General features: G+C 37.9%; 17 protein-coding genes. 15 read left to right on the top strand and 2 right to left on the bottom strand.

Annotation, left to right across the window (positions count from 1 at the left end):
• Window positions 1-41: 41 nt before the first annotated feature.
• The 7 genes from BR72_RS08025 (at window position 42) to BR72_RS07995 (ending at window position 7,550) form a co-directional block, all read left to right on the top strand.
• Window positions 42-1,298: an NADP-dependent malic enzyme gene (locus tag BR72_RS08025; protein WP_177206908.1), complete on the top strand. Its 1,257-nt coding sequence runs from the start codon at window positions 42-44 to the stop codon at window positions 1,296-1,298.
• Between the two features lie 14 nt (window positions 1,299-1,312).
• The gene (locus tag BR72_RS08020; protein ID WP_035431780.1) at window positions 1,313-1,948 is read left to right on the top strand and encodes a FadR/GntR family transcriptional regulator; all 636 of its coding nucleotides are present in this window, start codon (window positions 1,313-1,315) and stop codon (window positions 1,946-1,948) included.
• Between the two features lie 237 nt (window positions 1,949-2,185).
• Entirely contained in the window at window positions 2,186-3,055 is an 870-nt protein-coding gene (gene accD, locus BR72_RS08015) for an acetyl-CoA carboxylase, carboxyltransferase subunit beta (protein WP_035431778.1), read from the top strand.
• Window positions 3,043-4,017: an acetyl-CoA carboxylase carboxyl transferase subunit alpha gene (accA, locus tag BR72_RS08010; protein WP_035431776.1), complete on the top strand. Its 975-nt coding sequence runs from the start codon at window positions 3,043-3,045 to the stop codon at window positions 4,015-4,017. Before accD ends, accA begins: the two co-directional genes overlap by 13 nt.
• Window positions 4,018-4,145: 128 nt before the next feature.
• Window positions 4,146-5,105, top strand: a complete 960-nt coding sequence (pfkA, locus tag BR72_RS08005; RefSeq protein WP_035431774.1) for a 6-phosphofructokinase — start codon at window positions 4,146-4,148, stop codon at window positions 5,103-5,105.
• 54 nt (window positions 5,106-5,159) lie between these two features.
• Complete coding sequence (gene pyk, locus BR72_RS08000) at window positions 5,160-6,917, top strand: pyruvate kinase (protein WP_035431772.1); 1,758 nt, start codon at window positions 5,160-5,162, stop codon at window positions 6,915-6,917.
• 243 nt (window positions 6,918-7,160) lie between these two features.
• Window positions 7,161-7,550 (top strand): FxsA family protein, encoded by a 390-nt coding sequence (locus BR72_RS07995; RefSeq protein WP_035431811.1) that lies wholly within the window; start codon window positions 7,161-7,163, stop codon window positions 7,548-7,550.
• Window positions 7,551-7,918: 368 nt separating this feature from the next.
• On the opposite strand, the gene ytvI is transcribed toward BR72_RS07995, so the two are convergent.
• Window positions 7,919-9,025 carry a sporulation integral membrane protein YtvI gene (ytvI, locus tag BR72_RS07990; RefSeq protein ID WP_035431770.1) on the bottom strand — a complete coding sequence of 369 codons (1,107 nt, stop codon included), beginning with the start codon at window positions 9,023-9,025 and terminating at the stop codon, window positions 7,919-7,921.
• A 294-nt stretch (window positions 9,026-9,319) separates the two neighbouring features.
• On the opposite strand from ytvI, the gene BR72_RS07985 reads away from it, so the two are divergent.
• The 5 genes from BR72_RS07985 to BR72_RS07965 all read left to right on the top strand — a co-directional run bounded on the left by BR72_RS07985 (window position 9,320) and on the right by BR72_RS07965 (window position 14,391).
• Window positions 9,320-9,781, top strand: coding sequence for a DUF441 domain-containing protein (locus BR72_RS07985; protein WP_035431768.1), 462 nt, complete (start codon window positions 9,320-9,322; stop codon window positions 9,779-9,781).
• A 428-nt stretch (window positions 9,782-10,209) separates the two neighbouring features.
• A complete protein-coding gene (gene citZ, locus BR72_RS07980) occupies window positions 10,210-11,325 on the top strand; it encodes a citrate synthase (RefSeq protein ID WP_035431766.1) in 1,116 nt (371 codons plus the stop codon).
• 135 nt (window positions 11,326-11,460) lie between these two features.
• Entirely contained in the window at window positions 11,461-12,753 is a 1,293-nt protein-coding gene (gene icd, locus BR72_RS07975) for an NADP-dependent isocitrate dehydrogenase (protein ID WP_035431764.1), read from the top strand.
• A 20-nt stretch (window positions 12,754-12,773) separates the two neighbouring features.
• On the top strand, window positions 12,774-13,712 hold the full coding sequence (gene mdh / locus BR72_RS07970; protein ID WP_035431762.1) for a malate dehydrogenase: 939 nt from the start codon (window positions 12,774-12,776) through the stop codon (window positions 13,710-13,712).
• Window positions 13,713-13,917: 205 nt separating this feature from the next.
• Window positions 13,918-14,391: a MaoC/PaaZ C-terminal domain-containing protein gene (locus BR72_RS07965; RefSeq protein WP_035431759.1), complete on the top strand. Its 474-nt coding sequence runs from the start codon at window positions 13,918-13,920 to the stop codon at window positions 14,389-14,391.
• Window positions 14,392-14,439: 48 nt separating this feature from the next.
• Here BR72_RS07965 and BR72_RS07960 read toward each other — a convergent pair whose 3' ends face one another.
• Window positions 14,440-14,763, bottom strand: coding sequence for a YnfA family protein (locus BR72_RS07960; RefSeq protein WP_035431757.1), 324 nt, complete (start codon window positions 14,761-14,763; stop codon window positions 14,440-14,442).
• Window positions 14,764-15,214: 451 nt separating this feature from the next.
• Between BR72_RS07960 and BR72_RS07955 the strand changes: the two genes are divergently transcribed.
• The 3 genes from BR72_RS07955 to polA all read left to right on the top strand — a co-directional run bounded on the left by BR72_RS07955 (window position 15,215) and on the right by polA (window position 20,615).
• Window positions 15,215-15,931, top strand: coding sequence for a response regulator transcription factor (locus BR72_RS07955; RefSeq protein ID WP_035431755.1), 717 nt, complete (start codon window positions 15,215-15,217; stop codon window positions 15,929-15,931).
• The gene (gene pnpS / locus BR72_RS07950) at window positions 15,924-17,684 is read left to right on the top strand and encodes a two-component system histidine kinase PnpS (RefSeq protein ID WP_035431753.1); all 1,761 of its coding nucleotides are present in this window, start codon (window positions 15,924-15,926) and stop codon (window positions 17,682-17,684) included. The genes BR72_RS07955 and pnpS overlap by 8 nt, the downstream gene beginning before the upstream one ends.
• 297 nt (window positions 17,685-17,981) lie before the next feature.
• Window positions 17,982-20,615, top strand: a complete 2,634-nt coding sequence (gene polA / locus BR72_RS07945; protein ID WP_035431751.1) for a DNA polymerase I — start codon at window positions 17,982-17,984, stop codon at window positions 20,613-20,615.
• Window position 20,616: the final 1 nt, after the last annotated feature.

The raw sequence follows: 20,616 nt of genomic DNA, 5'->3' as shown, positions 1-20,616 counted from the left end.
ACCACCTTGGAGAATGAATTAACATTATGCAGCAAGAAAATATGAGGAGAGTGGATCGTTTGTCAACACTTCGTGAAGAAGCACTTCACATGCATAGAGTGCATCAAGGAAAACTAGAAACAGTATCAAAAGTAAAGGTAGAAAATGCAAAGGATTTAAGTCTTGCGTATTCTCCAGGGGTTGCAGAACCATGTAAAGTTATTTATGACGATAAGAGCAAGGTATACGAATATACAATGAAGGGCAATATGGTAGCAGTTGTAACAGATGGAACGGCTGTATTAGGTCTTGGAAATATTGGACCGGAAGCATCACTTCCTGTTATGGAAGGTAAAGCTGTATTATTTAAGAGCTTTGCTGGCGTAGATGCATTTCCAATTGCTTTAAATACAAATGATGTAGATAAAATTGTTGAAACTGTAAAATTAATGGAGCCAACTTTTGGTGGCGTAAACTTAGAAGATATTGCAGCACCAAACTGCTTTATTATTGAAGAGCGTTTGAAAAAAGAAACAAATATTCCTGTATTCCACGATGATCAGCACGGAACAGCAATTGTAACAGTAGCAGGTCTTGTGAATGCATTAAAGCTAGTTGGAAAGAAAATGTCTGATATTAAAGTTGTTGCAAACGGTGCTGGGGCAGCGGGTATTGCAATTATTAAACTTTTATATCGCTACGGTGTACGCGACATTATTATGTGCGATACGAAAGGTGCGATTTTTGAAGGACGATCTGTCGGTATGAATCCTGTGAAAAATGAAGTTGCAAAATATACGAATAAAAATCGTGTAGAAGGTTCATTAGCAGAAGTGATTCAAGATGCAGATGTGTTCATCGGTGTATCTGCAGAAGGCGCATTAACACAAGAAATGGTCCGTACTATGAACGAAGATGCAATTATCTTTGCGATGGCGAATCCAAATCCAGAAATTATGCCAGACATGGCAAAAGCAGCTGGAGCGGCAGTTGTAGGTACGGGGCGTTCAGATTTCCCAAACCAAGTAAACAACGTGTTAGCTTTCCCGGGTATTTTCCGCGGTGCTCTTGATGTACATGCAACGCAAATTAACGAAGAAATGAAAGTTGCAGCAGTAAAAGCTATTGCTGAACTTGTATCGGAAGAAGAGTTAAGTGCTGATTATATTATTCCAGCTCCGTTCGATGTACGCGTAGCACCGCAAGTAGCAGCGTATGTTGCAAAGGCGGCTATGGAAACAGGTGTTGCTCGCCGTCAAGTTGATCCACAAGAAGTGGCTGAAAGAACGAGAAATCTAGCGATTATCGGCAAAGAATAAGCGAGGAATGCTCATTGACATCATCACAAACAAAAGTATATCTAGAAATAGTGAAAAAAATCCGTTTGATCATACAAGAGGATGGACTAAAGGCGGGCGACCGCCTTCCATCTGAACGTGAGCTAAGTGCACGTTTAAATGTCGGGCGCTCCTCTGTTCGTGAAGCGCTCAGATCGTTAGAACTAGTAGGCCTAATTGAAACGCGGCGCGGTGAAGGAACGTTCATTCGAAACTTTTATGAAAACGGCTTGGTGCAATTAATTGCACCGTTCGTATTACAAGATGAAAAGACACGGCAGGATTTGTTACAAGTGAAAGAATTGCTTGAAAAAGATGCGATTCGTGTTTTATGCCAGAAAGAGGCGGAAAACAACTTAGAGGCGCTTCAAAACATTTTTTCTGATGAACAATCATCTATCTCGGTATTTCATCAAATCTTTTTAAAAACGCTTGTAGAACAAGTTGATAATTATTTAATGTATCGTGTTTGGATGATTGTACATGACTACGCTTCGACGCTTTCTTATGATGTTCATTTAAACGCGCGAGAGTTACATGAAAAGCTATATATAGCATTACAGAATAAACAAGAACAAACAGCATTAGAGTTTTATGATGCAATAATGGAAAATATACAGTTTCATTTGTAGATCTACCTTGCTTATACATGTATGAATAAGCAAGAGTTTACTTTATACAAAATTTGTCGAAATAACCATGACACGTTCTGACACAAATTCTACAAGATAACGTTTAAAGTTAAACGTAAAGAGACGGGTTATAAGGCAAATTGAGAAAATAAGGCTAACACCAATTGATTTAGGTGTTAGCCCCATTTTCTTACTCGTTAACCTTAGCTCTTTTATCACCTAAAGGAGGGTCAAACTTTGCTACGAGATTTATTCCTAAAGAAGAAAAAGTATGCTGCAATTCCTTCAGAGCAGGTACGAAAAGATGTACCGGACGGTGTCATGACAAAATGTCCGAAATGTAAAAAAATCATGTATACGAAAGAACTTCTGAAAAATTTAAAAGTCTGTGTGAACTGTGGCTATCATCACCCGATGAATGCATGGGAGCGCCTTGAAAGTTTGCTAGATGAAAATTCATTTCGTGAATATGACAAAGAAATGATTTCGGCGAACCCGCTTCAATTCCCTGGCTATGAGGAGAAACTCGAGAGTGATCGTAAAAAAACCGGATTAAATGAAGCGGTTGTGACAGGAGAAGGAACAATCGAAGATATGCTGGTTGTTGTTGCGGTTATGGATTCAAGGTTTCGAATGGGAAGCATGGGCTCTGTTGTAGGTGAAAAAATTGCGCGTGCTGTTGAAAAAGCATATGAAATGAAAGCGCCGTTTCTTATTTTTACTGCATCAGGCGGAGCTCGTATGCAAGAGGGTATTTTAAGCTTAATGCAAATGGCGAAAACAAGTATAGCTTTGAAAAAACATAGCAATGCAGGTGGTTTATTCATTTCGATTATGACGCATCCAACGACGGGCGGGGTTTCTGCAAGCTTTGCTTCACTTGGTGATTACAATTTAGCAGAACCTGGTGCATTAATTGGGTTTGCTGGTCGTCGTGTAATTGAACAGACGGTTCGTGAGGAATTGCCAGAGGATTTCCAAACGGCAGAGTTTTTATTAGATCACGGACAATTAGATGCAGTTGTGCATCGCAATGATATGAGAGACACGCTCCGCAAGATTTTAGAAGTTCATCAAGGGGAGGAAGTGGCGTCATGGCAGAATTAGAATTTGAAAAACCAGTTGTTGAGTTAAGAAATAAAATTAGCGAGTTAAAAGAATATACGCAAAACAGCCAGGTGGATTTCAGTGAAGAAATTCATATCTTAGAAGGCAAATTAGAGCATTTAGAAGAAGAAATATACGGAAACATGAAAGTATGGGACCGTGTTCAAATTGCTCGTCATGCTGAAAGACCGACAACACTGGATTACATCCAGCACCTATTTACTGACTTTTTTGAATGTCATGGTGATCGCTTATTTGGTGATGATGCAGCGATTGTTGGCGGGATTGCAAAATATAATGGGATGCCTGTTACAGTAATTGGTCATCAACGCGGGAAAGATACGAAAGAAAATATTCGCCGTAATTTCGGGATGCCTCATCCAGAGGGGTATCGTAAAGCGTTGCGCCTTATGAAACAAGCTGAAAAATTTAATCGCCCAATCATCTGTTTCGTTGATACAAAAGGTGCATATCCAGGAAAGGCAGCTGAAGAGCGTGGACAAAGTGAAGCAATTGCACGCAATTTATTTGAAATGGCTGGACTGACTGTACCTGTTATTTGTATTGTAATCGGTGAAGGTGGAAGTGGCGGTGCATTAGGTCTTGGTGTAGGTAATTATGTACACATGCTAGAAAACTCCACATATTCGGTTATTTCGCCTGAAGGAGCAGCGACAATTCTTTGGAAAGATGCCACGAAATCAAAAGAAGCTGCAGAAACGATGAAAATTACAGCGGCTAATTTGAAAGAATTAGGTGTCATTGATGAAATTATCCCAGAAGCTCGCGGCGGTGCACATCGTGACGTAGTGAAGCAAGCGGAATATATGAATCGAACATTGCAGAAAACATTCCAACAATTAGAAGGCGTTTCGAAAGACCAACTAGTTGAAAATCGCTATAAAAAATTTATGAAAATTGGGCAAGTTTCGTTTTCAAACGCTTCCATTGGGGTAAAATAGAAAAAGCGTGCGTTCCATATCGCGAATGCACGTTTTTCTTATGAAAAGACACATCTTCTCCATTGTAATTCTATGTTTTTTCATGTTATTTTATTATAAGGCAAATAATCTTTATGAGGTGAGTACTAATGAAACGTATTGGTGTTTTGACAAGTGGTGGAGATTCACCTGGAATGAACGCTGCTATTCGTGCGGTTGTTCGTAAAGCGATATATCATGATCTAGAAGTGTATGGTATCTATCACGGATACGCAGGATTAATTTCTGGTCATATTGAGAAACTAGAATTAGGTTCTGTAGGCGATATTATTCATCGCGGCGGGACAAAATTATATACAGCAAGATGTCCTGAGTTTAAAGAATTAGAAGGACAATTAAAAGGAATTGAGCAATTAAAGAAATTTGGTATTGAAGGACTTGTTGTTATCGGCGGAGATGGTTCTTACCAAGGTGCGAAAAAGTTAACAGAGCACGGTTTCCCATGTGTTGGTGTGCCTGGCACAATCGATAATGATATTCCTGGTACGGATTTCACAATTGGATTTGATACAGCTTTAAATACTGTTATCGATGCAATTGATAAAATTCGTGATACAGCTACATCCCATGAACGTACATATGTAATTGAGGTAATGGGTCGTCATGCAGGCGACATCGCATTATGGGCTGGTTTAGCAGACGGTGCAGAAACAATTTTAATTCCAGAAGAAGATTATGATATGGATGATGTAATCGCTCGTCTAAAACGCGGTAGTGAGCGCGGAAAGAAACATAGTATTATCGTTGTAGCTGAAGGTGTTGGCAGCGCGATTGAAATCGGTAAACAAATCGAAGAAGCGACTAGTTTTGATACACGCGTAACAGTATTAGGTCACGTACAACGCGGAGGATCTCCAAGTGCGATGGACCGTGTACTAGCGAGCCGTCTTGGTGCAAGAGCAGTTGAGCTTTTATTAGAAGAAAAAGGTGGTCGCTGCGTAGGTATTCAAAATAACCAACTTGTTGACCATGATATTATCGAAGCATTATCGAAAAAACATGAAATTGATGCAGAGATGTATCAGTTATCAAAAGAATTATCTATTTAATTGGTGTAATATTAAGTGAATGGTAACGTTTTCATAAATCTTTGGAGGTGCGGTATGCGCAAAACTAAAATTGTATGTACAATTGGTCCCGCTAGTGAAAGTATTGAGAAGTTAGAAGAATTAATCGGAGCAGGTATGAACGTTTGTCGTTTAAACTTCTCTCACGGTAGTCATGAGGAGCATGGATTACGCATTAAAACGATTCGTGAGGCTGCAAAGAAAACAGGTAAAACTGTAGCAATCTTACTTGATACAAAAGGTCCAGAAATTCGTACGCATGACTTTGTAGACGGACAAGCTGAACTAAAAACAGGTGAAGAAGTTGTTATTTCTACAGAGCAAGTGTTAGGAACTGCTGAAAAGTTTTCTGTAACTTACGCAGGACTTTATGACGATGTAGACCCAGGTTCTCGTATTCTAATTGATGACGGTCTTATCGAGTTAGAGGTAATTGAAAAAGCAAACGGTGATATCCGCACAAAAGTATTAAACAGCGGTATGGTAAAAAATAAAAAAGGTGTAAACGTACCGAACGTAAGCATTAAGCTTCCTGGTATTACAGAAAAAGATATTCAAGACATCGTCTTCGGTATCGAGCAAGGTGTTGACTTCATTGCAGCTTCTTTCGTACGTAAAGCATCTGACGTATTAGAAATTCGTGAGCTATTAGAAGCACACGGTGCAGGATACATTCAAATTATTCCAAAAATCGAGAACCAAGAAGGTATCGATAATATCGACTCTATCCTAGAAGTTTCTGACGGTTTAATGGTAGCGCGCGGTGATATGGGTGTAGAAATTCCACCAGAAGAAGTACCGTTAGTACAAAAGCGTCTAATTAAAAAATGTAACGTACTAGGAAAGCCAGTTATTACTGCAACACAAATGTTAGATTCTATGCAACGTAACCCTCGTCCGACGCGCGCAGAAGCAAGTGACGTAGCGAACGCTATTTTCGATGGTACAGATGCAATTATGCTTTCTGGTGAAACAGCAGCAGGCTTATACCCAGTTGAAGCAGTAAAAATGATGGCAAATATTGCACTTCGTGTTGAAAAATCATTGCAATATGAAGATATGTTCCAAAAACGTCTTAAAGAGCAATCTTACACAATTACAGATGCAATTAGCCAATCTGTTGCACATACAGCTCTTGCGCTTGATGTAGCGGCAATTGTAGCTCCTACAGAAAGTGGTTATACTGCAAAAATGATTTCTAAATATCGTCCGAAATCTCCAATTGTAGCTGTAACATCTAATGAACAAGTACGTCGTCGTCTTGCGCTATCTTGGGGTGTACAAGCGTTTATGGCAGAAGAAAAAGCAAAATCTACGGATGAAATGTTAGAAACAGCGATTCAAACAGCTATGGATGCAGACATGATCGGTCTTGGTGAAACAGTTGTAATCACTGCTGGTGTACCGCTTGCTGAAACTGGTACAACAAACTTAATGAAAATTCATGTTGTTGGCGAACAAATCGCTAAAGGACAAGGGATTGGTCGTAAATCAGCAAAAGGTAAAGTTGTTGTAGCGAAAACAGCTGAGGAAGCATTAGCGAACGTAACAGAAGGTTCTGTTCTTGTTACAGTAAGCACTGATAAAGATATGATTCCTGCGATTGAAAAAGCAGCAGCACTTGTTGTAGAAGAAGGCGGTTTAACAAGCCATGCAGCGGTTGTTGGCGTATCAATTGGTATTCCAGTTATCGTTGGTGTAACAACTGCAACTGCTACGCTAAAAAGTGGCCAAGAAGTAACAGTTGATGCGGCGCGTGGAATTGTATATAATGGACATGCGGAAGTGCTATAAGTAATAATATGTGGAGAAGGATATGAATCCTTCTCTTTTTTTTACAAAATTTGAAGATTTGTAAAAATGAAAATGACATGAAAAGCTTTTTCTTTTTAGGTGGGCAAGAGTAACTGGCCATGCGTAGAAGTGGTCAGGGCCTATTTCTGCAACATGAGAAGTTTAAAACAAAGGGAAGAAGCGAGAGCGGGTCATGTTGTGTTTTGCATAGCAGCGATTTATATAGAAAAAGAGGTGATAGGAATGAAAGTGTTTCTTTTTTTGTTTATTTTAATTCCGGCGTTAGAAATTACGATGCTGATCGGATCGGGCCGGTGGATTGGGTTATTGCCGACGTTTTGTGTGATTGTGCTAACGGGTATCGTTGGAGCGTATATAGCAAAGCGTCAAGGGTTAGCGGTATGGAGAGATATTCAATATCGACTCAGTAGAGGGGAACTTCCAGGCGATGCGGTATTGGATGCGATTTGTATATTTGTTGGTGGTATACTTTTAATGGTTCCTGGCTATATAACAGATTGTGTTGGAATCGTTTTATTGATTCCGGCAGCGAGAAAACCGGTGAAATATATGATAATCAAATGGATGGAACGAAAAATAAATCGAAACAATACAATTATCGTACAAAAATAACGCTTGAAGGAGAAAAACTCTTCAAGCGTTATTTTTTGTCGGAAAAACAGATGTATATTTATTCATTTGTAGAAAGATGGAGAAAAGTATAGTATTTTTATTCATTTTTATAAATAAAAAAACAAGGAGGGGATTCTCCTTGTTTTAAGTGGTTTTTATTAGTGAAGCGATGTTTTTCTTTATCCCGTGTTAACCGGCAGTAATACTCCCCCCCTCAAAATTCGGCGAAACGACCGAAGATTCTGAGCGAGCCGCTTCCGCTTTTCTTAAGAAGTTAGGTGGGAGATAAACTGCCCATCAAAGCCCGATTGGTGATGGCTGATAATCAGTGGGGGGATGAAGAAAACCCCACTGATTAAAGTTTCACTTTATCCTTTTATAAATTTCCAAAGGTCTTTAAATACATTTGCTTTATGCAATGTATTTAATAAAACGAGCGTTACAGGACCAATAATTAATCCTAAAAAACCAAATAGTTTAAATCCGATAAATAAAGAAAATAATGTTGGTAGTGGATCAAGCCCAATGTTAGATGATAATACCTTTGGCTCCATTAATTGCCGCTGTACAATGACAACGATATATAAAATAAGTAAACCAAGTGCAAAGGCGGTATCTCCTGTAATGAATACATAAATAATCCATGGAACGAAAACAGCTCCTGTTCCTAAATATGGAAGTAAATCAACAAATCCTGTAACAAGGGCAATCGTAATTGCATATGGTACACGCAAAATTAATAGCCCGATTAGAACGATAATGGTCGTCATAGATATAAGTGTAAATTGTGCTTTTACAAAGCCAAACAAAGCTTTTCGTAAATCCACAAAAATTGTTTTTCCATAACCGTGTAATCGATTCGGTAATAACTTTTCTATTTTACGGGCAAGGCGGTGCCAGTCATAACTAATAAAGAATGTAGCCAACAAAACGAATACGAGAACGGTTAAGGTGGTTGGGAGAGCGCTAATGAAGTTTGTTAATCCGCTTATAATGGCTGTCAAAATAGATTTCATTTGCTGCGTTGCTTCTGTGCCGAGATTTTGAATGTTTGTTGTAATCGTACTTTGTTGTGTTGCGCCGAGATGGTTAAATTTAGCGATCAAATCGTTGTAGAGTGGCATAATATTGGTAAGAGCAAATTCCTGTAAATATTGAACTAGAGATGGGAATTTCTCTGGTACGATTTGTAACAAATATGTTGTTGCGGAAATCGCTTCTGTTACAAGATACGTAACGAGCCCAACGATGGCGCCAAACACAAGGATGAGGCTAATAAATACGGACAAAGCACGAGGAAATCGTAGTTTTTGATCAAGAAAGTTTACAACTGGATTGATCAAATACGCAATTGCAAAAGCGATAATAAATGGGTAGACAAGACCTGCTGTATACAACAGCGCGCAAACTCCAAATATAGTTGCTGCAATAACAAAGAGAAGTCGAAGTGCTATGTAGAGTGAATTTCGATTCAAAGGTGTTTCCCCTCCTCCATGAAAATGTTACGTATGAGCGAAGCTTGTGTAATCATTCACTTGAAAATATATATCAAATAATGAGATGCTTTCATGCCACTTTTGTAAATGGTATGATGTAATATAGGTTTTTTCTTTCTTATTTTACCTTTTTCTTATAAGAAAGAAAAGGAAAGCGATCACTTTTGGTGTAAGTGGAAACGATTCTCTATTTGAAGAGTGAATTCCTCTTTTTATTTTAGAAAAGGGGTACATTTGAGATCTCTTCATTATTTTCAGAAAGGATGTGACATCATGATTAGTCAGTCAACTTTATTTTTATTCATACTTCTTATTGTTGGACTTATCGCGAAAAATCAATCTTTAACAGTAGCGGTTGGTGTTTTATTTTTGCTAAAGTGGACGTTTTTAGGAGATAAAGTTTTCCCTTATTTGCAAACGAAAGGAATTAATCTTGGGGTTACCGTTATCACAATTGCGGTTCTTGTCCCGATTGCAACAGGAGAAATTGGATTTAGGCAGCTTGTTGAGGCGACAAAATCTTATTATGCATGGATTGCTCTCGCTTCAGGTATTGCTGTGGCGCTTATTGCAAAAGGTGGTGTGCAGCTTTTAGCACATGATCCGCACATTACGACTGCGCTTGTTTTTGGAACAATTTTGGCGGTAGCGTTATTTAATGGAGTTGCGGTAGGACCGTTAATTGGAGCGGGAATTGCATACGCTGTGATGAACATTATACAGTTGTTTAAATAAAAAAATTTATTGTAATATAAATTTTTCGAATTCTATCCATTCACAAAAGTCAGATAATTGTTTATAATGGATTTAAGGCACTTCTTCGAGTTACATAACAGCATAGACCTACACCAGATAAAATAAAAATAAGATGAAATAATTTTGTTAATATTATTTTATGTTATTTTTATAGATAAGCTCTCCGAAATTATATTTCCTCACTATGTATCGTTTGTGGCGTGGGGGTTCGGGGAGAAACTCACGTCCGTGCTACAAGGCATGGAGCGATAGATAGATGTAAAAATGGTAATGATTGTGCCATAGTGTATTTCACATGTTCAAGAGGTGAACGGGTGCTCATTCACTTTCTTGAACGGTGAAACACACATTTTATTGAGACAAAATATAGGGCTAGGGAGAAATTTCGAAGAAAAGGGGAGATTATAATGACTGTTATTCGAGGATTAGAAGGGGTAGTAGCAACAACATCATCTGTAAGTTCTATTATTGATGATACATTAACTTATGTGGGATATAATATTGATGATTTGGCTGAAAATGCTACATTTGAAGAGGTTATCTATTTATTATGGCAACGCAAACTTCCAAATGAAGTGGAATTAGAGGAATTAAAAACACAGTTAGCTGAGCATGCAGCAGTTCCAAAAGATATTTTGGAATATTTAAAAGGCACAAATTTAACAATTGCGCATCCAATGTCTGTTTTACGTACAGCAATTTCCATGTTATCATTGTATGATGCGGATGCTGAATTAATGGATGAAGCGTCTAATTATTTGAAAGCGGTTAAATTGCAGGCGCAAGTTGCAACTCTTGTTGCAGCATTTGCGAGAATTCGCAAGGGGTTACCAGTTGTCGAGCCTCGTAAAGATTTATCATTAGCTGCAAACTTCTTATATATGTTAAATGATCGTGAGCCAAATGAAGTTGAGATTGAGGCGTTTGATAAGGCGCTTGTACTTCATGCGGATCATGAGTTAAATGCATCTACTTTCACAGCACGTGTTTGTGTAGCTACACTTTCTGATGTATATTCCGGTATTACAGCAGCAATCGGTGCTTTAAAAGGACCACTTCATGGCGGAGCAAATGAAAACGTAATGAAGATGCTAATGGAAATTGGTGAAGAAGAAAATGTAGAATCATATATTCATAATGCACTTGAGAATAAAGTGAAAATTATGGGCTTTGGTCATCGCGTATACCGCAATGGTGATCCACGTGCAAAACATTTACGTGAAATGTCTAAGCGATTATGCGTGCTAACAGGACAAGAGAAGTGGTATAATATGTCTATCAAAATTGAGGAGCTTGTAACTTCAACAAAACAGCTTCCACCAAATGTAGATTTTTATTCTGCATCTGTGTACCATTGCTTAGGAATTGATCATGATTTATTTACACCAATTTTTGCAGTCAGCCGTATGTCTGGTTGGTTAGCTCATATTCTAGAACAATATGAAAATAACCGCCTCATTCGTCCACGCGCAGATTATACTGGTCCGATTAACCAACGCTATGTACCAATCGGACAAAGATAATAATGTGTCTTCATAAGTCTGACTTTTTCGTAAAGATATAATGATTGGAATATTTAAAATTAACTTGTGGTTTGAACTGAGGGATTTATCCCTCAGTTTCTTACATATGAAATTTCAAACATGGGGGTAATCGCAGTGACTACAGGAGAAAAAATTACCGTAACGAATGGTGTTATGAATGTACCTAACAATCCAATTATTCCTTTTATTGAAGGAGATGGAATTGGACCGGATATTTGGGCGGCGGCATCTCGTGTGTTAGAGGCGGCTGTTGAAAAAGCATATAACGGTGAAAAGAAAATTGTTTGGAAAGAAGTGCTTGCAGGGGAAAAAGCATTTAATCAAACAGGTGAGTGGTTACCAGAAGAAACGTTAGAATTGATTCGCGAATATTTAATCGCAATTAAAGGACCGTTAACAACTCCTGTTGGTGGCGGAATTCGTTCTTTAAACGTAGCGCTTCGTCAAGAATTAGACTTATACGTATGTTTACGTCCTGTTCGCTATTTTGATGGAGTTCCTTCTCCTATTAAGCGTCCAGAAGATACTGATATGGTTATTTTCCGTGAAAATACGGAAGATATCTACGCTGGTATTGAATATGCGCAAGGTTCTGAAGAGGTTCAAAAGCTTCTTGCATTTTTACAAAGTGAAATGGGTGTAAAGAAAATCCGTTTCCCAGAAACTTCTGGACTTGGTATTAAACCAATTTCTGAAGAAGGTACAAAGCGTCTTGTTCGCGCTGCAATTCAATACGCAATTAATGAAAAACGTTCTTCTGTTACATTAGTTCATAAAGGTAACATTATGAAATTTACAGAAGGTGCTTTCAAAAACTGGGGTTATGAAGTAGCAGAACAAGAATTTGGCGACAAAGTATTTACTTGGGCTGAATATGATCGCATTGTTGAAAAAGACGGAAAAGATGCTGCGAATAAAGCGATGGCAGACGCAGAAGCGGCTAGAAAAATCATTGTAAAAGATTCAATTGCAGATATTTTCTTACAACAAATCTTAACGCGTCCACGCGAGTTCGACGTTGTAGCAACAATGAACTTAAATGGTGATTATATTTCTGATGCACTTGCAGCACAAGTTGGCGGTATCGGTATTGCACCGGGTGCTAACATTAACTACGTTACTGGACATGCTATTTTTGAAGCAACACATGGTACAGCTCCAAAATATGCAGGTTTAGATAAAGTAAATCCATCTTCAGTTCTTCTTTCAGGAGTATTGATGTTAGAACATTTAGGATGGAATGAAGCAGCGAATTTAATTACTAATTCTGTAGAAAAAACGATTGCTTCAAAAGTAGTAACATATGACTTCGCACGCCTTATGGAAGGTGCAACTGAAGTGAAATGTTCCGAATTTGCTGACGCCCTAATTAACAATATGGATGCAGCGGTTATTAAAAACGCATAATTTAAAGTGGGGGAAAAATTATGACAATCAAACGCAAAAAAGTTTCAGTCATCGGTGCAGGATTTACAGGAGCAACAGCAGCATTCTTATTAGCACAAAAAGAATTAGCAGACGTTGTATTAGTGGACATTCCACAACTTGAAAATCCAACAAAAGGGAAAGCGTTAGATATGTTAGAAGCAAGCCCTGTACAAGGTTTCGATGCTAACATTATTGGTACATCTGATTACGCAGATACAGTTGATTCTGATGTTGTAATTATTACAGCAGGTATTGCTCGTAAACCAGGTATGAGCCGTGATGACTTAGTAGCGACAAACTCTAAAATTATGAAAAGTGTAACGCGGGAAATTGCAAAATATTCTCCGAATACAATTATTATTGTATTAACAAATCCAGTTGATGCAATGACATATTCTGTATTTAAGGAAGCTGGATTCCCGAAAGAGCGTGTTATCGGTCAATCTGGTGTATTAGATACAGCTCGTTTCCGTACATTTATTGCACAAGAATTAAATATGTCTGTAAAAGATATTACAGGATTTGTTCTTGGTGGACATGGTGATGAGATGGTGCCGCTTGTTCGTTATTCTTATGCAGGTGGTATTCCGCTTGAAACATTAATTCCTAAAAAACGCTTAGATGCGATTGTGGAACGCACTCGTAAAGGTGGCGGAGAAATTGTAAATCTATTAGGAAACGGTAGTGCATACTATGCACCAGCTGCTTCTTTAGTAGAGATGGCTGAGGCAATCTTAAAAGATCAGCGCCGTGTATTACCAGCTATTGCATATCTCGAAGGAGAATATGGCTATAGCGATCTTTACTTAGGTGTTCCAATTATCCTTGGTGGTAATGGAATTGAACAGATTATTGAATTAGATCTTCTTCCGGAAGAAAAAGAAGGATTAGATCGTTCAGCAGAATCTGTACGCAGTGTAATGAAAGTTCTTGCATAAATAGAAAGAAAAAGATTCGGGTCTCCCGAATCTTTTTCCACTATTAGAAGGATGTTTTTGTAAAATAATTTGAAAGCGTTAACAAAAAAGGATCCTACACTATAACACATAGACTTGTAGCGAATGTTCTCTCGTCATTATAAAGATTTGTATAGTATATCACTTCGAGTAGGATAATGAAAATATCGATCGGAGGGATTGTATCATGTTAAAGAAAAGAAGCAAATTAGGTCGTAAAATGGATGAAATTACAGTAGGAGAAAAGTTATCCGTTACAGAGAAAATAGAAGACAAAGATTTGTTATTATATTTAGGATTAACGAATGATTCGAATCCATTATATATTCAGCATGATTACGCATCCCAAACTCCATATGAAAAACCAATTGTACCGACTATTATGTTAACAGGGATTATTACAACTGCAGTTACAAAATACTTACCTGGTCCTGGAAGTCACGTTGTAAAGCAAGAAATCGAATTTGTAAGGCCTGTATATCACTATGCAACGCTGCAAATTCATTTTGAAGTTGTTTCCGTTTTTCCAGAAAATCATTTAATTGAAATGCAAATGATTGCATACAATGAGCAGGAAGACGAAGTAATAAAAGGGTTACTAACGGTAGCACCACCGCATCAATTAACGACGATATTTGAAAGAGCGCTTGATAATTTTTAATGAAAGAAGCTGTCCTAAAAGTAGTGCTTTTAGGACAGCTTTCGTTTTTTACCCGCGCGGCCATAACATAATAAATACGCCAACGATACAAACTGAAGCTCCAGCCCAGTCAAATAAGTCGGGAGTTTTTTTATCAACCCACCAGCCCCACAACAAACTCATGACAATAAATACGCCGCCATAAGCTGCATACACTCTTCCGAAGCTAGAGAATACTTGGAACGTAGCGATAATACCATATAAAAATAAAATAACTCCTCCGATGATTCCAATTCCAATAGAACTGCCTTCTCGTAGCCATTTCCAAATGAGGTAACCGCCGCTAATTTCAGCAAGCCCTGCAAGGAAAAAGATAATAAATGCTTTAAACATATAAACTCCTTTCTATTCTATATAAATCTAAAGAAACTACTCAGTCACTCTATGAAAAACCACCAGAAAAGCATTTTTTTAAATAGGCGAGAGGGGCTGGCTATGTATAGGAGCGGTCAGTGCCCTTTCCTGCCGCGTGCAAGTCAATACGGAATCGCCTTTCCTTTTTGTAAGAAAAAGAATCGCGATTACTCCGCTAGATGCTCTCTACTTTTGAGAATAACATTGGTTTTTAAATTTATATATAACATGCATATTCATATTTTCTTGTATAAGGGTAACATATAGTAAAGCAGTAGTCAGTAGGGAACTGTTTATGGAGTAAGGAATAAAGTCGCATTTTTCACAGCACAATTGTGTTGAGAGGGGTTTTGTTTTCTAGTATGATGGAAATATCGGGGAAGGATACTAGGGTGAGGAAGGGTTAGATCCTATAACTTGGAGGAATAGAATGAGTAATCGAATTTTGGTCGTAGACGATGAGGAGTTTATTTTAACTTTAATAGAGTTTAACCTGCAACAGTCGGGTTTTGAGGTCATAACAGCGATGGATGGAGAAACAGCGCTACATAAAGCGCAGACAGAGCGTCCTGATCTCATTATATTAGATTTAATGCTTCCGAAGATGGATGGCATGGAAGTTTGTAAAGAACTGCGTCTAGGGCGTATAATGACCCCTATTTTAATGTTAACTGCAAAAGATGACGAATTTGATAAAGTATTAGGCCTTGAGCTTGGAGCGGATGATTACATGACAAAGCCGTTTAGTCCAAGAGAAGTAGTTGCGCGTGTAAAAGCGATTTTGCGCCGTACGAAAATTCAAGATGAACAAGTTCCGGAAGTAGAAGATGAAAATAGTATGATCATTGCTGAATTAAGAATCTTACCAGATTTTTATGAAGCATATTTTAAAGGGGACAAGTTAGAACTAACGCCAAAAGAATTTGAATTACTCGTATATTTAGCGAAACATAAAGGCCGCGTGTTAACGCGTGATCAGCTTTTAAGTGCCGTGTGGAATTATGACTTTGCCGGTGATACACGTATTGTTGATGTTCACATTAGTCACTTGCGAGATAAAATCGAAAAAAACACAAAGAAACCAACTTATATTAAAACAATCCGCGGATTAGGTTATAAATTGGAGGAGCCAAAGGGAAATGAATAAGTTTCGCTCGAGGCTTCTCCTTACGTTTATTTCTCTCGTTGTCCTTATTGTTGTTGGGACAGGGATATTGATTGAAAAAGTATTTGAAGGATTTTATGTTGATCATGTCCATGAGAGAATGGAGAAAGAAACAAAGTACATTGCTTCTGTCGTTGAGGCGGAAGGAATTGATCATGTTTTAAAGAATCCAAATGTATTTTCGAAAATAGAAGAGCATTTCGATTTATACGTAACGTTTCTAGATGAACAAAAACAAGCTCAATATAATACTGTAAAAGAGCAGACGGTTCTGCAGAAAGAAGGGATAGAAGAACTTCTTCTTGAAGCAAGAAAACAACCTCATACAGTTGTGCTGAAGGAGACAAATGATAAATACCCTTACCATTATGCGACGTTTATTCAAGATACACAGGGGAAGAAAGGGTATCTTATTATTAACGCTTCTATGGAATCTTTGAAAAATGTACATCCGAAAATGTGGGGCTTGTTAATTGTTGGCTTTATTAGTTCTTGTCTCGTTGTTATATTTCTTGGTATGAAAATTACAGCACATTATATTCGGCCGATTGAGTCTGTTACAAAAGTTGCGATTGAATTAGCGAAAGGGAATTATAAAGCGCGTGCTTATGAAAATCATTCAGACGAGACGGGAATGCTCAGTAAAGCAATGAACGTTTTAGCACGCAATTTACAAGAGATGACATTAGAACAAGAAATGCAGCAAGATCGGTTGCATACACTTATTGAAAATATGGGAAGCGGTATGATTTTAATTGATAGCCGTGGTTATATTAGCCTTGTAAACCGCTCTTATAAAGAGATTTTCCATGTAACAGATGAAGAGTATTTGCAATGTTTATATTATCAGGCATTTATACATAAAGAAATTGTTGAACTCGTAGAAGAGATTTTTATGACAGAGGTTAAAGTACGCAAACAAATGTTATTGCCTCTTGAAATTGAAAGAAAACATTTTGAAGTGTACGGTGCCCCTATTATTGGAACGAACCATGAGTGGAAAGGAATTATCCTTGTTTTCCATGATATTACGGAACTGAAGAAGCTTGAGCAAATGCGTAAAGATTTCTTAGCAAATGTTTCGCATGAATTGAAAACGCCAATTACTTCTATTAAAGGATTTTCAGAAACATTACTTGATGGAGCGATGGAAAACCAGCAGTTTCGTGAGCACTTCTTACATATTATTTTGAAAGAAAGCGACCGAATGCAAGCATTAATTGAAGACTTACTTGATTTATCGAAAATTGAGCAACAAGGGTTTCAATTAAATATAGGTGTTGTCGACTTAAAAGAGCTACTAGAAGAAGTCGGGATGATATTAAATAAGAAAACTGCCGATAAAGACATTTGTTTGCATGTTGATGTAAATGAATATGTTTCTGTCATAGGAGATGCGGTGCGGTTAAAACAAGTTTTTATTAATTTAATGAATAACGCAATTTTATATACACCAGCTGGGGGAACAGTTTCTGTTACGGCTTCTCAAGATAGCCAAAACGTATATATAAAAGTGTCCGATACAGGAATTGGAATCGAAAAAGAGGAGATTCCTCGTATTTTTGAACGTTTTTACCGTGTTGATAAAGCGCGCAGTCGTAATACGGGTGGTACAGGACTTGGATTATCGATTGTGAAACATTTAGTTGAAGCGCATCATGGGATGATTACTGTAGAAAGTAAGATTGGGGTTGGAACGACATTTACTGTTACTCTTCAAAAGTATATGAAATAGATATTTACATTATATTAACAATAGCTTCATTTTGTATTAATAAAGCTCTGTTACTATAATAGATGAAAACCCCTTCATCCAAGGAGTAATTTGGGACGAGAATAAGGAAGCTTATTCTCGTCACTTCCCTTTTGTAACGTAAAATTATTCCCACTTATTATGTTGAATATAGTTATAAAGAAAGCTGTTGTTTTTCTTCTCTCTTCCAGTCGTGGTAATATAGAGAGAAGAAGAGGAACGGTTTTTTTCTATTGTATGGAGAAATCGTTTACATTTTTTACGGGGAGGTTGTTCCATTTGGAAAAGAAAGTTGTTTTAGTTGATGGAAATAATATTGCGTATCGCGCTTTCTTTGCGTTGCCGCTTTTAAATAACGATAAAGGGATACATACAAATGCCATTTATGGTTTTACGATGATGCTTATGAGAATTTTAGAAGAGGAAAAACCAACACATATGCTTGTTGCGTTTGATGCGGGGAAAACAACGTTTCGTCATAAAACATTTAGCGAATATAAAGGCGGTCGCCAAAAAACGCCGCCCGAGTTATCAGAGCAGTTTCCCTTCATTCGTGAATTGTTAGATGCATTTCATGTGCCGCGCTATGAATTAGAGAACTACGAAGCGGATGACATTATGGGAACATTGGCAACAGAAGCGAGTGAACAAGGTATTGAAGTAAAAGTGATTTCAGGAGATAAAGATTTGCTTCAACTTGTTTCAGACAATACGCGCGTTTGTATTCCACGTAAAGGAATTACGGAAGTAGATGAGTATACGAAAGAAACGTTATTTGAAAAATACAGCTTATCACCAAAACAAATTATTGATATGAAAGGACTAATGGGAGATCAATCAGATAATATCCCGGGTGTCCCTGGTGTTGGTGAGAAGACAGCTATTAAATTGTTAACACAATTTGAAACAGTAGAGGCTGTATATGAAAACTTAGACAAAGTGAGCGGTAAGAAATTAAAAGAGAAGCTGGAAGAGAATAAAGAGCAAGCGCTGATGAGTAAAGAATTAGCAACAATTATTACCGATGCACCAGTTACAATTCATGTGGAAGATATTGCTTATAACGGATATGAAAATAGTGATGTAATCCCGATGTTTGAGAACTTAGGGTTCCATTCTCTCTTAACGAAGTTAGGCGCACCGGTTGCCGAAACACCTGCAGCTGATTTGGATGATATTTCATTTGAAATTGTAGAAGAAGTAACGGAGGAAATGTTGCAGCAGGATAGCGCAATCATTGTAGAAGTGCAAGAAGATAATTATCACGAAGCGGATATTCAAGGGTTTGGTATTCAGAACGAAAATGGATGTTACTTTGTGCCGGCTGATATTGCTTTATCATCACAAGCTTTTACAGACTGGTTAGCGAATCCAGAAATGAAGAAGTATACATTTGACGCAAAGCGTGCAATTGTTTCGTTAAAATGGAAAGGCTATGAAATTAAGGGGATCGACTTTGATTTATTAATTGCAGCATATTTACTTGATCCAGCAGAAACAGATAAAGATTTCCGCGCTGTTGCGAAAATGAAGGATATGCATGCTGTGCAGTCAGATGAAGAAGTGTACGGAAAAGGTGCAAAACGCGCTGTACCAGAGCAGGAAGTTGTCGCAGAACACGTAGCGCGAAAAGTACATGTGTTATATGACGTACAGCAATCGTTTGCTGAAGAGCTAAAAAATAATGAGCAGTACGAATTATTTACTGAACTGGAAATGCCGCTTTGCCGCGTATTAGCTGATATGGAATGTAAGGGCGTTGCAGTTGATACGAATCGTCTCCGCGCTATGGGGGATGAACTGGCTACGCAGCTTAAGAAAATGGAAGAAGAAATTTATGAGCTGGCAGGAACAGAATTCAATATTAATTCACCGAAGCAGCTTGGTGTTATCTTATTTGAAACGTTAAACTTACCGGTTATCAAGAAGACAAAAACAGGCTATTCTACATCGGCTGATGTGTTAGAAAAATTAATGGAGCATCATGAAATTATCCCGAAAATTTTACATTATCGTCAGTTAGGAAAATTAAATTCCACGTACATCGAAGGTTTGTTAAAAGTGGTGTATACAGATTCGTCTAAAATCCATACGCGCTTTAACCAAGTGTTAACACAAACTGGGCGTTTAAGCTCAACGGAACCTAACTTACAAAACATTCCGATTCGTTTAGAGGAAGGAAGAAAAATACGTCAAGCGTTTATTCCGTCAGAAACAGATTGGGTGATGTTTGCGGCGGATTATTCTCAAATCGAATTACGTGTATTAGCTCATATTTCTAAAGATCACGGTTTAATTGAAGCGTTCCAACACGATATGGATATTCACACAAAAACAGCGATGGATGTGTTTGGCGTTGAAAAGGAAGATGTAACCTCTAATATGAGACGTCAAGCGAAAGCGGTAAACTTCGGGATTGTATACGGAATTAGTGACTATGGTTTATCGCAAAACCTAGGTATTACACGAAAAGCAGCAGCTGAGTTCATTCAAAAGTATTTAGAAAGTTTTCCGGGAGTTAAAGAGTACATGAGTGATATTGTGCAAGATGCGAAACAAAAAGGCTATGTATCGACATTGCTAAATCGCCGTCGTTATATCCCGGAAATTACGAGTCGTAATTTTAATGTGCGTGGCTTTGCAGAGCGGACTGCAATGAATACACCTATTCAAGGAAGTGCCGCTGATATTATTAAAAAAGCGATGATTATTATGGCGGATCGATTAGAAGAAGAAGGATTACAAGCACGTCTTCTTCTGCAAGTGCACGATGAACTTATTTTTGAAGTGCCGCAAGAAGAGGTAGAGAAGTTAGAGAAACTTGTACCTGAAGTTATGGAGCATGCGATTGAGCTTACCGTTCCATTGAAGGTTGATTATTCATACGGTCCAACATGGTATGACGCAAAGTAAG

Origin of the sequence: Bacillus sp. UNC322MFChir4.1, assembly GCF_000746135.1 — a bacterium.
Taxonomy (GTDB): Bacteria; Bacillota; Bacilli; order Bacillales; family Bacillaceae_G; genus Bacillus_A.
The sequence above is the reverse complement of the archived record's forward strand: the minus strand, read 5'-3'. Positions and strand labels throughout refer to the sequence as shown.